General features: G+C 45.4%; 22 protein-coding genes. 4 read left to right on the top strand and 18 right to left on the bottom strand.

Features of this window, described 5'->3' with window-relative positions; translation table 11 throughout:
* Nucleotides 1-4: 4 nt before the first annotated feature.
* On the bottom strand, nt 5-436 hold the full coding sequence (gene cyaY, locus NHB34_RS00480; RefSeq protein ID WP_353427571.1) for an iron donor protein CyaY: 432 nt from the start codon (nt 434-436) through the stop codon (nt 5-7).
* Here cyaY and NHB34_RS00475 point away from each other — a divergent pair.
* Together NHB34_RS00475 and lysA are read left to right on the top strand one after the other, a co-directional pair.
* Nucleotides 357-635, top strand: coding sequence for a lipoprotein (locus NHB34_RS00475; RefSeq protein ID WP_353427569.1), 279 nt, complete (start codon nt 357-359; stop codon nt 633-635). The genes cyaY and NHB34_RS00475 overlap by 80 nt on opposite strands.
* Entirely contained in the window at nt 635-1,933 is a 1,299-nt protein-coding gene (gene lysA / locus NHB34_RS00470; RefSeq protein ID WP_353427567.1) for a diaminopimelate decarboxylase, read from the top strand. Before NHB34_RS00475 ends, lysA begins: the two co-directional genes overlap by 1 nt.
* Before the next feature lie 90 nt (nt 1,934-2,023).
* Here the strand turns inward: lysA and NHB34_RS00465 are convergent, their stop codons facing one another.
* On the bottom strand, nt 2,024-2,722 hold the full coding sequence (locus NHB34_RS00465) for a c-type cytochrome (protein WP_353427565.1): 699 nt from the start codon (nt 2,720-2,722) through the stop codon (nt 2,024-2,026).
* Nucleotides 2,723-2,835: 113 nt separating this feature from the next.
* On the opposite strand from NHB34_RS00465, the gene yihA reads away from it, so the two are divergent.
* Complete coding sequence (gene yihA / locus NHB34_RS00460; protein WP_353427563.1) at nt 2,836-3,501, top strand: ribosome biogenesis GTP-binding protein YihA/YsxC; 666 nt, start codon at nt 2,836-2,838, stop codon at nt 3,499-3,501.
* A complete protein-coding gene (gene hemB, locus NHB34_RS00455) occupies nt 3,479-4,507 on the top strand; it encodes a porphobilinogen synthase (RefSeq protein WP_353427561.1) in 1,029 nt (342 codons plus the stop codon). Before yihA ends, hemB begins: the two co-directional genes overlap by 23 nt.
* A 39-nt stretch (nt 4,508-4,546) precedes the next feature.
* On the opposite strand, the gene dsbD is transcribed toward hemB, so the two are convergent.
* From dsbD to rpsH, 16 genes are all read right to left on the bottom strand, one after another.
* Entirely contained in the window at nt 4,547-6,226 is a 1,680-nt protein-coding gene (dsbD, locus tag NHB34_RS00450; protein ID WP_353427559.1) for a protein-disulfide reductase DsbD, read from the bottom strand.
* A 2-nt stretch (nt 6,227-6,228) separates the two neighbouring features.
* On the bottom strand, nt 6,229-6,585 hold the full coding sequence (gene cutA, locus NHB34_RS00445) for a divalent-cation tolerance protein CutA (RefSeq protein WP_353427557.1): 357 nt from the start codon (nt 6,583-6,585) through the stop codon (nt 6,229-6,231).
* Nucleotides 6,586-6,653: 68 nt separating this feature from the next.
* Nucleotides 6,654-7,049 carry a 50S ribosomal protein L17 gene (rplQ, locus tag NHB34_RS00440; RefSeq protein WP_353427555.1) on the bottom strand — a complete coding sequence of 132 codons (396 nt, stop codon included), beginning with the start codon at nt 7,047-7,049 and terminating at the stop codon, nt 6,654-6,656.
* Nucleotides 7,050-7,065: 16 nt separating this feature from the next.
* Complete coding sequence (rpoA, locus tag NHB34_RS00435; RefSeq protein WP_173954864.1) at nt 7,066-8,046, bottom strand: DNA-directed RNA polymerase subunit alpha; 981 nt, start codon at nt 8,044-8,046, stop codon at nt 7,066-7,068.
* A 23-nt stretch (nt 8,047-8,069) separates the two neighbouring features.
* The gene (gene rpsD / locus NHB34_RS00430) at nt 8,070-8,693 is read right to left on the bottom strand and encodes a 30S ribosomal protein S4 (protein WP_353427552.1); all 624 of its coding nucleotides are present in this window, start codon (nt 8,691-8,693) and stop codon (nt 8,070-8,072) included.
* Between the two features lie 116 nt (nt 8,694-8,809).
* Nucleotides 8,810-9,217 carry a 30S ribosomal protein S11 gene (gene rpsK / locus NHB34_RS00425; protein ID WP_173954862.1) on the bottom strand — a complete coding sequence of 136 codons (408 nt, stop codon included), beginning with the start codon at nt 9,215-9,217 and terminating at the stop codon, nt 8,810-8,812.
* Between the two features lie 18 nt (nt 9,218-9,235).
* On the bottom strand, nt 9,236-9,601 hold the full coding sequence (rpsM, locus tag NHB34_RS00420) for a 30S ribosomal protein S13 (RefSeq protein ID WP_353427549.1): 366 nt from the start codon (nt 9,599-9,601) through the stop codon (nt 9,236-9,238).
* Nucleotides 9,602-9,625: 24 nt separating this feature from the next.
* Nucleotides 9,626-9,742, bottom strand: a complete 117-nt coding sequence (rpmJ, locus tag NHB34_RS00415) for a 50S ribosomal protein L36 (protein WP_012357167.1) — start codon at nt 9,740-9,742, stop codon at nt 9,626-9,628.
* Nucleotides 9,743-9,776: 34 nt separating this feature from the next.
* A complete protein-coding gene (gene infA / locus NHB34_RS00410) occupies nt 9,777-9,995 on the bottom strand; it encodes a translation initiation factor IF-1 (protein WP_068320132.1) in 219 nt (72 codons plus the stop codon).
* 4 nt (nt 9,996-9,999) lie between these two features.
* Nucleotides 10,000-11,337 carry a preprotein translocase subunit SecY gene (gene secY, locus NHB34_RS00405; RefSeq protein WP_353427546.1) on the bottom strand — a complete coding sequence of 446 codons (1,338 nt, stop codon included), beginning with the start codon at nt 11,335-11,337 and terminating at the stop codon, nt 10,000-10,002.
* Nucleotides 11,338-11,354: 17 nt separating this feature from the next.
* A complete protein-coding gene (rplO, locus tag NHB34_RS00400; RefSeq protein ID WP_353427544.1) occupies nt 11,355-11,795 on the bottom strand; it encodes a 50S ribosomal protein L15 in 441 nt (146 codons plus the stop codon).
* 27 nt (nt 11,796-11,822) lie between these two features.
* Nucleotides 11,823-12,011, bottom strand: a complete 189-nt coding sequence (gene rpmD / locus NHB34_RS00395; RefSeq protein ID WP_353427541.1) for a 50S ribosomal protein L30 — start codon at nt 12,009-12,011, stop codon at nt 11,823-11,825.
* Nucleotides 12,012-12,034: 23 nt separating this feature from the next.
* Entirely contained in the window at nt 12,035-12,553 is a 519-nt protein-coding gene (gene rpsE / locus NHB34_RS00390) for a 30S ribosomal protein S5 (protein WP_114639443.1), read from the bottom strand.
* A 17-nt stretch (nt 12,554-12,570) separates the two neighbouring features.
* Nucleotides 12,571-12,924, bottom strand: a complete 354-nt coding sequence (gene rplR, locus NHB34_RS00385; RefSeq protein ID WP_173954858.1) for a 50S ribosomal protein L18 — start codon at nt 12,922-12,924, stop codon at nt 12,571-12,573.
* Between the two features lie 13 nt (nt 12,925-12,937).
* Nucleotides 12,938-13,471 carry a 50S ribosomal protein L6 gene (gene rplF, locus NHB34_RS00380; protein ID WP_353427537.1) on the bottom strand — a complete coding sequence of 178 codons (534 nt, stop codon included), beginning with the start codon at nt 13,469-13,471 and terminating at the stop codon, nt 12,938-12,940.
* 10 nt (nt 13,472-13,481) lie between these two features.
* Complete coding sequence (gene rpsH, locus NHB34_RS00375) at nt 13,482-13,877, bottom strand: 30S ribosomal protein S8 (RefSeq protein WP_353427535.1); 396 nt, start codon at nt 13,875-13,877, stop codon at nt 13,482-13,484.
* Nucleotides 13,878-13,893: the final 16 nt, after the last annotated feature.

Genomic DNA, 13,893 nt, shown 5'->3' with positions numbered 1-13,893 from the left:
GACGCTAGGATTTAATGAGGCGGATTTTGATTGGCTTGCCTGCTTGCGCACTAGCAAACTCAGCAAGATCACCCAATAACTCCTTGCCTGTTTTGGTATCAAGCCACATTGGTTGTGCTAGGGTGCCTGCCCAACGATAGTGGTAACCGCCAGATTTTGCAGCCACCCAAATCTCATGTAAAGGCGGCTGAGTATTGACCACAATGACACTTTTATCCCGAAAACGAATATTGATGACATTACCGCCTTGGCGCTCAACATCTAGATCTAAATCAAGCTCATCATCAGCAGCCTCTAAAGCCACTTCAATAGAATGCAACAATTGCGCCCCCAGTAGGTGAAACTGTTTGTCATCAATGCTTTCTACGTTAGGGCTATTTGCATTCATAAAGGGGGCCTGCGTGCTATATTCAATCATTCGTTTAGAGACATTCATGATAACGATTCTTTATAGAGCCCTTGGTATAGCCATCCTAATACCCCTTATTGGATGCGGGGTTAGAGGGCCGTTATATTTGCCAAATATTCCACCAGCTCCAACTGCACCAACTGAGCCAGAGCCCAAAGGAAAACTCTATCCACCCCAAACCTCAACTGCACCAGCAAGCAACAACACCTCTTCATCGGCCAAGTAATGACAAGCAACACTCTTCCACTCCCTCGCTTATCTGGCTTTACTGAACGCAATGGCGCTTGGTTTGCCGAAGATATTGCCTTAGCAGATTTAGCAAAAGAATTTGGTACGCCGCTGTATGTGTATAGCAAAAAGGCCCTGACTGAAGCTTATCAAGCGTATGACAAAGCCTGCATCGATTCCAATGGCAAACGTCGTGCTCGCGTTCATTACGCCATGAAAGCCAACAGCAATTTAGCGGTGATCAATTGCTTTAAAGAACTAGGAGCCGGTTTTGATTTAGTAAGTGGCGGGGAGCTGGCACGTGCACTAGCAATTGGCGCAGACCCTAAAAGTCTCGTATTTGCAGGCGTCGGCAAATCAGCAACTGAAATTGCTGCCGCCCTCAAAGCAGGCGTCAAATGCATCAATGTCGAATCCATTGCAGAACTACACAAAATTAATCGCGTTGCTACCGAACTTGGACTATGCGCGCCAATTTCGTTACGAGTGAATCCTGATGTAGATGCACAAACGCACCCTTACATTTCTACAGGCTTAAAAGGAAATAAATTTGGCATCGCATATCACGAGGTATTGAAAACCTATCGTGAGGCATCACTACTTTCACAAATTGATGTGGTAGGGATTGACTGTCATATTGGCTCACAAATTACTACGACTGCGCCTTATTTAGATGCACTGGATAAAGTGCTGGATCTAGTTGAGCAACTGAAAAAAGAAGGGATTGTGATTCATCACCTAGATTTAGGTGGTGGCCTTGGAATCGCTTACAGCGATGAAACCCCGCCTGACATCACCGACTTCACCAACACCCTCTTGAACCGCGTAGCCGAGCGTGGCTTTGGCCATCTTGATGTTGTTCTAGAGCCTGGCAGATCCCTTGTAGGCAACGCTGGCGTTTTGCTAACAACCGTGGAATACCTCAAGCCAGGGGCAGAAAAAAACTTCTGCATCGTAGATGCAGCCATGACTGAGTTGATGCGGCCTGCTCTATATGAAGCGCATCATGGCATTGTTCCAGTTCAAGCAAAACAAACCAAGAGCCTTACCTACGATATCGTCGGCCCCGTTTGCGAATCTGGTGATTGGCTTGGAAGAGATCGTTTGCTTGCAGTCGATGAAGGTGATCTATTAGCAATTCTCTCTGCAGGAGCTTATGGATTTGTCATGGCTTCAAATTACAACACGCGCCCCAAGCCTGCCGAAATCATGGTGGACGGCAAAAATGCTTATGTCATTCGTGCTCGTGAAAATACACAAGATCTCTTTGCAACTGAAAGTATCTTGCCTAAATAATATTTAGGCTCTTAGATTCAGAAATGAACTAAAAATGAGTAAATAAAAAACCCCGCTAGATCAGCGGGGTTTTGTTTTTAAGACTACGTTTTAATGCAAGCCTGCGATGTAATCAGACACTGCTTTCATTTCTTGATCAGAGAGCTTAGAAGCGATCGTCGTCATTTGACTGCTGTTTTTACGAACACCATCGCGGAACGCGAGTAACTGTGCGTTCGTGTAATCAGCCCACTGACCACCCAAGCGTGGGTATTGAGCAGGAATGCCAGCACCATTAGGACTGTGGCAAGCTGCGCATGCAGGAACACCTTTTGCAGCAATACCACCACGGTAAATGCTTTGACCTAATTCAATGGTGTTTTTATTTTGAGCAACACCCTGCGATACAGGCTGCTTAACCAAGAACGCAGAGATATTTTGCATGTCTTGCTCTGTCAAAGTAGCGGCCATACCCATCATTACTGGATTAGCACGGCTACCATCTTTAAAGTTTTTCAATTGCTTAGTTGTGTATGCTGCATGCTGAGCAGACAACTTAGGCCAAGTAGCAGTTGCGCTCTGACCTTTTGGACCATGGCAAGTTAAGCAAGCCGTTACACCGCGACTTGCGTCTCCGTTGGAATACAGTGCCTCACCTGCTGCAGGATCGACCTTAGGCTTGCCTGGTACGGCAGGAGCGGCATCATTTGCAATGGCCACCCCAGAAACACCAATCAAGGCGAAAATAGAGAGGGCAATAAAACCAGCGCGCAAGCTAGTGGATTTGGAGATTTGGGAGGTTTGACGCATTATGTTTACCTTGGCAAAAATTCCTAAAAGTGTTTGGGCCCTACTTTTACAACTTTTACCCAACACCATGAGATATTTCATGATTTTGCGTGATTTTACAATAGCTTCTAGACATGTCTAAACTCTTTCAAGCCCGATTTGCCACCACAGTCAATGACACCCATTGCCTCCCTGCCGCCCCCCTGAGGGAGGTGGCGTTTGCCGGCCGCTCAAATGCGGGCAAATCAAGCGCAATTAACGTCCTTTGCAACCAAAAAAGGCTTGCTTTTGCCAGTAAAACCCCCGGGCGCACCCAGCACATCAATTATTTTGGTCTTTTCTCAAAAGACGAGCTTTTAGCCTATTTAGTCGATTTACCAGGGTATGGCTATGCAGCCGTCAATCACGAAACCAAATACCACTGGAATACCCTACTCAGCGACTATCTCCAAGAGCGAGAGCAATTGGTTGGCATGATTCTCATCGTGGACTCTAGACGAGGGCTCACCGATTTAGACGAACAAATGATTCAATGGTTTGTCCCAACCGGAAAACCCATTCATGTTCTACTGAGTAAATGCGACAAACTCAATAAAAGCGAATGTAAGCATGCCCTCGAAGCGGTCCAAAAACAGCTTCAACAATACGATCCGGCGCTACCCAATGGCACCGGAGAATCCAATCAGCTTACGGCACAATTATTTTCAAGCACCAAGCGTATCGGCCTAGAAGAGGCAGATAATCTCATTATTCAATGGCTATTTGAACCACAAACTCATGAAGATCAAATCCCAGCTTAAGGCTTTGCTCCATTTTCCTAATCATCGCCCTCGACGCATGCGTCGTGATGATTGGTCTCGCAGACTCATGCAAGAGAATAGTGTTTCTGCAAGTGATTTGATTTACCCAGTCTTCTTGTTGGAGGGCTCAGGCAAATCTGAGGCTGTCGCCTCTATGCCAGGAGTAAATCGTCTTTCATTAGACCTGCTGATGCCAATTGCTCAAGAATGTGTTGATTTAAGCATTCCAGTGCTCGCCCTCTTCCCCGTAATAGACGCCTCATTAAAAACGCCTGATGGTAAAGAAGCATTCAACCCCAATGGCCTGATTCCGAATGCGGTTCGTGAACTTAAAAAACATTTTCCTAATTTAGGAATCATGACGGATGTTGCGCTTGATCCTTATACAAGTCACGGTCAAGATGGCATTCTGGATGAACAAGGTCGCATTCTGAATGATGAGACTACCGCCATTCTAGTAAAACAAGCTGTTACTCAAGCACAAGCAGGTGTAGATATCGTTGCTCCTTCCGACATGATGGATGGCCGTATCGGAAAAATTCGTGAGGCGCTTGAAGAGCAGGGCTTGATTCACACGCGCATCATGGCTTATTCAGCCAAATACGCATCTGCTTTCTACGGCCCATTTAGAGACGCAGTCGGTTCAGCAAAAAACCTCGGTAAGGCGGATAAGAAAACCTACCAAATGGACTGCGCCAATGGTGATGAGGCTTTGCGGGAGGTTGCGCTTGATATTAATGAGGGCGCCGATATGGTAATGGTCAAGCCTGGCATGCCTTATTTGGATATCGTGCGCCGAGTGCGCGAAGCATTTGATTACCCGACCTATGCATACCAAGTCAGCGGAGAATACGCCATGATTAAAGCAGCAGCTCAAAATGGTTGGCTTGATCATGATGCCGTCATGATGGAATCACTACTCGCATTCAAACGCGCTGGGGCTGATGGTGTACTAACTTACTTCGCATTAGAAGCAGCACGTTTGGTTAAAGCAAACAGCAAATAACTTTTATTTATTTGCTGTTATTTGTTATTCGCTAGCTACTTACTGCGTTTTCATCACTTGCTGTAAGCGCTCTATAAAACGCTCTGGCGACATATAGCCAATGACCCTTTGGTTTTTTTTCTCTTCAGAATTTTGACTAAAAAACAAAATTCCTGGAGGACCATATAAGCCAAATTTCTTAAGCAATGCCTGGTTCTCAGGACTATTGGCAGTCACATCAGCCTGCACTAAAACTAACTTCTTTAACTGCTTGCTAACTTCGGAATTGGCAAATGTATTCACTTCCATTTCTTTACAACTAATACACCAGTCAGCATAAAAATCGAGTAGTAGTAATTTCTGTTCTTGTTTTGCTAATACCAATTGCGCATCAAGCTCTGCTAGTGAATGCACTACAACAAAAGACAAATCTCCCACTCGGCGAATACTTTGTCCGTTATTCGTTTGAACTAACTCATTACTTTGATTTTTTTCAAAAAGAGGTGATGCAATCCAAGCTGCTGTTGCTACCAATAAGACGCCTAGGGTGCGCTGTAACCACACCATCCAAATACCAGTTGAAGGAATCAAAATGCGCGCTTCAATCGCAATGAAAAATAATGGCAAGCCCATACCGAGAGCCATCACAAAGAGCAAACCCGCACCCAAACTCATTGAACCATTCTGAGCAATAAAAGCTAAAACACCCGCTAAAGGGGCTGTAATGCAAGGGCTGGCAACTAAGGTAGAAATCCCCCCCAAGGCAAAGGCGCCAAAGACGCTACCTCCCTTTTGACGTCCTGCCAGACGATCAATGTGCTGATGCCAGGCTTGGGGCAGACGCAGTTCATAAAGGCCAAATAGGCTGCCAGATAAGGCCAAAAGCAGGACAGCAAAGGCGACTAAAGCAATGGGGCTTTGCAGAACACGCTGGACGCTTCCGCCAAGAGCAGCCATTAGCACTCCCGCCAACGCATAAATCAAGGCCATACCTAAGACATAGGCAAGAGCTAAAACACTAGCACGCCCCTTGGATATTGCCTTACCATCTTGCACCCCAAAAATTACACTCGATAGAATCGGCAGCATTGGCAATACACAAGGTGTAAATGCCAAGGCAAGACCTAAAACAAAGAAGGCTAAAAATAAATAATGGGTTGAAGCATTTTCTAGAAAGCGGCCAATCGCATTGACATCATCACGCTCTCGCCATAAATCACTCAAAGTAAATTCTGAAGATGGAGAAACTTGCCCCTGTGCTTGCGAGTCAATTACCTCAGGGATTGGAGCCACCTTAACGCCGGGACCCGAGAGCAAAAATCTTAGGGTCATCGGCGGATAACAAATGCCAGCTTCAGCACACCCTTGCAAGATCACTTCCAAATGAATGGGCTTGCTTGCATTTACTTTTCCATCTAGAAAAACGAGAAATGGCTCCTTGTAGACCTGTAGCTTTTTCTGAAATGTTTCATCAAACTTCTCAATCCCAGCTGGTAATGAAGGTCTGATGTTGTTTAACTTTGCCGTCTCTTGTCCCATCTGAAATTTGAGGGACTCTTGATAGATGTAATAACCTTTGGCAGGCAAAAATTCGATTTCGATTTGATTGGAATTTTCTAACCAAGTTGCCTCAACCCGAAACGCTTTTTCAGGAGGCAGAAAATCCGGGGCTGCAAATAGCTGAGTGGATACGAGAATGAAGAGTGTGAGAACTCTTGCAATGAATGAATGCAACTTCATACCTAAGAATTTACCTCTGAACTGACCCATGCGCCATATTGCTCCGAATATTGTTCTGGAGTAAAGGCCAAAATCTCAGGCAAATCATAGGGATGATTTTTTTGAATAAAACTAGAAATGGCTAACCATTGATTTTCAGTTGTTTTTGCCGTAAGCAACACTTCTGATTCCTCGCAAACCTTACCCTCCCAACGATAAATTGATTGAATGCCATTAGTAAGCTGGACACAAGCTGCCATCTTTTCTTCTATAAGCGAGCGTGCGAGGCTTTGAGCCACCTCCAGATTCGGGAGGGTGGTGATCACTACTAATAGCTGGCTGGACTTGGCCAGGGGTTTCTCGGAAAGGTTTTGAGACATATCGTATTTATAAACCTATCAATGAAAAAAGCCAGACCGAAGCCTGGCTTTCTTATTTGCTGCGAGACTTATGCCTCTTCAGCTACAGCAGGTGCTTCTTCAACTTCTGGGCGATCAACCAACTCAACCAATGCCATTGGAGCATTGTCGCCATGACGGAAGCCAAACTTCAAAATACGCAAATAACCACCTGGACGTGTTGCGTAGCGTGGGCCAAGCTCTGTGAAGAGCTTAGTCACGATATCGCGATCACGTGTGCGATTAAATGCTAGGCGGCGGTTTGCTAAGTTGTCTTTTTTACCCAAGGTAATCAAAGGCTCCACAACCATGCGCAATTCTTTTGCTTTTGGCAAAGTGGTTTTAATCACTTCATGCTCCAAAAGAGAATTGGACATATTACGTAGCATCGCCAAGCGATGTGAAGATGTTCTGTTTAGTTTGCGTAAGCCGTTTCCGTGACGCATGATGCTTCCTTTCTAATTATTTCTCGAGGTTGGCTGGAGGCCAGCTTTCGAGTTTCATGCCAAGACTTAAGCCACGAGCAGCCAATACGTCTTTGATTTCATTCAAGGACTTACGGCCTAAATTAGGCGTCTTCAACAATTCATTCTCTGTACGTTGGATCAAATCACCAATGTAGTAAATATTCTCAGCTTTCAAGCAGTTTGCAGAGCGAACTGTGAGCTCAAGATCATCTACAGGACGCATCAACATTGGATCAACCATTGAAGAGCGGCTTGGTGCGAGATCGCCAGAAACTTCGCTGCTTTCAAGAGCCGCGAATACAACCAATTGGTCAACCAAGATGCTAGCAGCTTGACGAATCGCCTCTTCAGGAGACAACACACCATTAGTTTCAATAGTCATCACGAGACGATCGAGGTCGGTACGTTGCTCAACACGAGCAGATTCAACGGCGTAGCTAACGCGGCTAACTGGACTAAATGAAGCATCTAAAACGATGCGGCCAATAATCTTAGAAGTTTCGTCGTTGTACTGACGAACGTTACCTGGAACATAGCCACGACCTTTTTCAACCTTGATCTGCATATCCAACTTGCCACCAGCAGACAAGTGAGCGATCACATGATCAGGATTAATAATTTCTACATCGTGTGGCAAATCAATATCTTTTGCAGTAACGACGCCTGGGCCTTCTTTACGCAAATTGATTGTGACTTCGTCACGTGATTGCAACTTAAATACGATGCCTTTGAGGTTGAGCAAGAGGTTTACAACATCTTCTTGCACGCCATCCAAAGTGGAATATTCATGAACTACACCTGCAATAGCTACTTCAGTTGGAGCATAACCAACCATCGAGGACAAAAGTACACGACGTAATGCATTACCGAGTGTGTGGCCATAACCACGCTCGAACGGCTCCATAACAACCTTAGCTTGGTTGGCAGTAAGCGCTTCAACAGAAATAATTTTTGGCTTGAGCAAATTTGTTTGCATATTTTTTCCTTGAGAGTGCCTAATTAACGTGAATACAATTCGACGATCAAACTTTCATTAATTTCACCGCTGATATCTTCGCGGTCAGGCACTTGCTTAAATGTTCCCTCCAGCTTAGCTGCGTCAACTGAAACCCAGGTAACTGCAGACATTTGCTGAACCAAATTGAGTGATTCTGTAATACGGGCTTGCTTCTTCGCTTTTTCACGAATAGAAACAACATCACCAGGCTTAACCTGAATCGATGGAATATTCACTGCGCTACCATTCAACATAATGGCGCCATGAGAAACCAACTGACGAGCTTCTGCACGTGTTGAACCAAAGCCCATGCGATAGACCACGTTATCGAGACGTGACTCTAGCAACTGGAGCAATGTTTCACCAGTATTGCCTTTACGACGCTCAGCTTCTGCGAAGTAACGACGGAATTGACGCTCTAATACGCCATAGATACGCTTAACCTTTTGTTTTTCACGCAATTGGTTGCCGTAATCAGATGTTCTTGAGCCAGATGTACGACCATGTTGACCAGGCTTAGTATCTAACTTGCACTTGTCTGACAGGGCGCGACGTGCGCTCTTTAAAAATAAGTCGGTGCCTTCCCGACGAGCTAATTTGGCCTTAGGGCCTAAGTAACGTGCCACGATGTTTTCCTTTCTTTGCCGCAGTCTTTCGACCGGCGGTGAGTTCGCCCTTTAAATCAGGCGAACGGTGGGCTTTAATAAAAAACTACTAAAACTTGTACTACCAACTTCCCAGCTTAGATACGACGACGCTTAGGAGGACGGCAACCATTATGTGGAACTGGAGTTACGTCTTGAATCTCAGTAATCTTGATGCCTAATGAGTTCAATGCACGAACTGCTGATTCACGACCAGGGCCTGGACCCTTAATCTGAACTTCCAAGTTCTTGATACCGCATTCAATAGCTACTTTGCCAGCAACTTCTGCGGCTACCTGAGCAGCAAAAGGTGTTGATTTACGTGAGCCCTTGAAACCTTGGCCGCCAGAAGTTGCCCATGAAAGCGCATTTCCTTGACGATCAGTGATCGTAATAATCGTGTTGTTGAAAGAAGCGTGAACGTGCGCAATACCATCAGCAACGTTCTTTTTAACCTTCTTACGAGCGCGCTGTGCAGCAGCGGAAGCGGATTTTTGTTGTGCCATGTCAATAAACTTTCTTGATTATTTCTTCAGTGCAATGCCAGACTTACGTGGACCCTTACGAGTACGCGCATTTGTCTTAGTACGTTGACCACGCACAGGCAAGCCCTTACGATGACGAACGCCACGATAGCAACCCAAGTCCATCAAACGCTTGATGCTCATAGTTACTTCACGACGAAGGTCACCTTCGGTAATGAACTTACCTACTTCATCACGTAACTTTTCTAAGTCAGCGTCAGTAAGATCTTTAACTTTTTTGTCGATTGCAACGCCTGTGGTTTTGCAAATTTGACGCGCACGAGTTGTGCCGATGCCAAAAATGGACGTTAAACCGATAACAGTATGTTGATGATTTGGGATGTTTACCCCAGCGATACGTGCCATGAGATTTCCTCTTAATTAACCAGATCAGCCTTGACGCTGCTTATGACGTGCGTCTGAAGAACAGATCACGCGCACAACGCGTTTGCGCTTAATGATCTTGCAATTTCTGCAAATACACTTAACGGATGCTAAAACTTTCATAACTCACCTCTTAAAAATAGGTACTACTTAATCTTTACTTCGCACGGAAAATGATTCTGGCGCGCGTCAGGTCGTAAGGAGTCATCTCCACCGTCACCTTATCTCCAGGCAGAATACGGATATAGTGCATCCGCATCTTTCCAGAAATGTGCCCTAAAACCACATGTCCGTTTTCTAGCTTTACGCGAAACATTGCGTTTGGCAAATTCTCTACAACTTCTCCCGCCATCTGAATTACATCGTCTTTAGACATTCAGTTAAGCGCCCATCTTAAAGTTGGCTTTTTTCATCAAAGAGCCATATTGCTGCTGCATGACAAATGACTGAACTTGAGCCATGAAATCCATTGCAACAACCACAATAATCAACAATGAAGTACCACCGAAATAGAACGGCACGTTGTACTTCAACACCAAGAATTCTGGCAACAAGCAAACCAGAACCATATAAATTGCACCAGCCAATGTCAAACGCACCAAAATCTTATCGATGTAACGCGCTGTTTGATCGCCAGGACGAATGCCTGGAACAAATGCACCACTCTTCTTCAAATTCTCTGCGGTTTCGCGGCTGTTGAACACCAAAGCGGTATAGAAGAAACAGAAGAAAATAATCGCTGCCGCGTACAAAATGGTGTATACCGGTTGGCCTGGGGCCAATGTTGCAGCCAAGTCCTTAATAATTCTGCTGAACATATTAGTTGGCTCACCTGATGTAAACCAGCCAGCAATCGTTGCAGGGAACAAAATAATGGAGGAAGCAAAAATTGGAGGGATAACGCCTGCCATATTCAACTTCAACGGGAAGTATGAAGATTGGCCGCCGTAAATCTTGTTACCAACTTGACGCTTAGCGTAGTTCACCAAAATGCGGCGCTGACCACGCTCTACAAACACAACAAAATAAGTTACTGCAACAACGATCACAACGATTAAGAGAGCAGAAATAATGTTCATAGAACCAGTACGAACAAGCTCCAATAAGCTGGCTAATGCATTTGGTAAGCCAGACACAATACCGCCGAAAATAATGATCGAGATACCATTACCCAAGCCGCGCTCAGTAATTTGCTCACCGAGCCACATCAAGAACATCGTGCCAGTAACTAAAGTAACAACTGTATTTAATTCAAACATCAAACCTGGATTGATCACCAAGCCTGGTTGCGCCTGTAATGCAACAGAAATTCCTAATGCTTGGAATGTTGCCAAGAATACAGTGCCATAACGGGTGTACTGAGTAATCTTGCGCTGACCGGCTTGACCCTCTTTTTTCAATGCTTCCAATGATGGGAGAACGATGGTCATTAACTGCATGATGATTGATGCAGAAATGTAAGGCATGATTCCCAAAGCAAATACTGTGAAGCGAGACAAAGCGCCGCCTGAGAATAAATTGAACATTCCCAAGATACCGTCTTTTTGACCAGCAAATAACTGCGCCAACTGGTCTGGATCAATACCAGGAACTGGAATATGCGCACCTAAACGATAGACGAGCAAAGCCAACACCAGGAAAACCAAGCGGCGACGAAGATCGCCAAACTTGCCTCCTGCTGTTGCAGCGCTTGCGCTATTGGTTGGTGCTAATGCCATAGACTTGATAAGACCTATTAAGCCAACTCAACCAGCTTGCCGCCAGCTGCTTCAATTGCTGCTTTTGCACCAGCAGTTGCGCTGATGCCCTTGAGGGTTACAGCAATCTTGAGTTCGCCAGTTTTAATGACTTTCACTGCATTGATTTGCTCACCAGCAAAGCCGTGTGCTTTCAAAACTAATAAGTCCACTTCTGGCAAATTGATTTTTGCTAAATCGTTCAATGTAATTTGACCAACGTGACGACGTGTCAAAGATACGAAGCCGCGTTTTGGCAAACGACGATACATAGGCATCTGACCGCCTTCAAATCCAACCTTATGGAAACCACCAGAGCGGGATTTTTGACCTTTGTGACCACGGCCAGCAGTTTTACCAAGACCAGAGCCAATGCCGCGGCCCACGCGACGACGCGCTTTCTTAGAGCCTTCTGCGGGTTTGAGTGTATTGAGTTGCATATTCTTCGCCTATTTACTAGCTAGTTGTTAGCCAATGACTTTCACTAGATAAGAAACTTTATTAATCATGCCGCGAACAGCTGGAGTGTCTTCCAATTCAGAAACTGAATTGATGCGACCCAAGCCTAAGCCACGCACCGTTGCACGGTGACTTTCGCGTGTACCGATCAAACTGCGTACTAATTGCAATTTGAGTTTGGAGTTTGATTTTGTCATTTGTAGATTCCTAATATTGGGTCTTAGCCGAGAATCTCTTCTACTGACTTACCGCGTTTAGCAGCAATCTCAGCAGGAGTACTCATCTTGCTTAAGCCATCAATCGTTGCGCGAACCATGTTGTAAGGGTTTGTTGAGCCGAGAGACTTTGCTACAACGTTTGTTACACCCATCACATCAAAAATAGCGCGCATTGGGCCACCAGCAATCACGCCAGTACCATCTTTAGCTGGAGAGATCAAAACGCGTGACGCGCCATGTTGACCAATCACTGAATGCTGCAATGTACCTTTACGCAAAGGCACCTTGATCATCTTGCGACGAGCTTCGTCCATTGCCTTTTGCACAGCAACTGGAACCTCTTTTGATTTGCCCTTGCCCATACCGATACGACCATCGCCATCGCCAACTACTGTGAGTGCAGCGAAGCCGAGAATACGACCACCCTTAACCACTTTAGTTACACGATTAACAGCGATCATCTTCTCGCGAAGACCATCATCACGCTCTTCGTTTTGCATCTTAGCTTGCATTTTTGCCATGTTTTTTCCTAAACCTATTAGAACTTCAAGCCGGCTTCACGCGCAGCTTCAGCTAAGGCCTTAATACGGCCGTGGTAACGGTGACCAGAACGATCAAAAGCAACATCCACAACGCCTGCCTTTACAGCACGCTCAGCAACTAACTTGCCGATTTGTTTAGCAGCATCAGCGTTACCGCCGTTTTTGATTGCTTGGCGCAAATCTTTTTCCATTGTTGAGGCAGCTGCAACAACTTTGGTTCCACATGGGCTGTAAACCTGTGCAGAAATATGCGAATTGCTACGGATAACTGTTAAGCGATTTGCCTGAGCTTCGGCAATGCGAATACGAGTCTGCCGAGCGCGTCTTTGTCTAGATTCGTCTTTATTCATTTTCTAATCTCGCTTACTTCTTCTTAGTTTCTTTCAGATGCACAACCTCATCCACGTAGCGAACACCCTTGCCTTTGTATGGCTCTGGTGAGCGGTATGCGCGAACTTCTGCTGCAACCTGGCCAACTTGTTGCTTGTTGGAACCCTTGATAATGATTTCAGTTTGCGATGGAGTCTCAGCTTTTACACCTTTTGGTAGGTTGTAAATAATGTCGTGAGAAAAACCCAACTGCAACTTCAATGTTTCGCCTTGAGCTTGAGCACGATAGCCAACGCCTACCAAGCTAAGCTTGCGCTCAAAGCCAGTGGTAACGCCAACAACCATGTTGTTAACCAATGCGCGTGCTGTTCCTGACTGAGCGCCAGCTTCTGGAGAGTCATTATTCAAAACAACTGTCAGTACGCCATCTTCTTGTTTCAAACCAACAGAAGGATGCAAATTATGTGTCAATGTGCCCAACGGGCCTTTAACAGTAATGTTTGCACCATTGATATTGATTTCAGCGCCCTTTGGAACTGTGATTGGTGATTTACCTACGCGGGACATATTTCTCTCCTTAGGCTACGTAGCAAATAACTTCGCCGCCCACGCCTGTTGCACGTGCTTTACGGTCTGTCATTACGCCTTGAGGGGTTGAGATAATTGCAATGCCCAAGCCATTCATCACTTCTGGAATGTCATGACGGCCCTTATAGATACGCAGACTTGGTGTTGATACACGGTCGATACGCTCGATAACAGGGCGGCCTGCATAGTATTTGAGACCAATGTGAAGCACTGGCTTAGCTGCTTCGCCTTTGACTTCAAAATTCTCAATATAGCCTTCATCTTGCAAAACTTTTGCAATGGCTACTTTAACTTTTGACGACGGCATTGTGACTAAAGGCTTCTGCACTGCTTGCGCATTGCGGATCCGGGTCAACATGTCGGCGATTGGATCGCTGATACTCATGAGTTCTCCTAATTCT

Origin of the sequence: Polynucleobacter sp. MWH-UH19D (assembly GCF_040409795.1) — a bacterium.
Taxonomy (GTDB): domain Bacteria; phylum Pseudomonadota; class Gammaproteobacteria; order Burkholderiales; family Burkholderiaceae; genus Polynucleobacter.
This window is presented reverse-complemented; position numbering and strand designations above follow the sequence as displayed.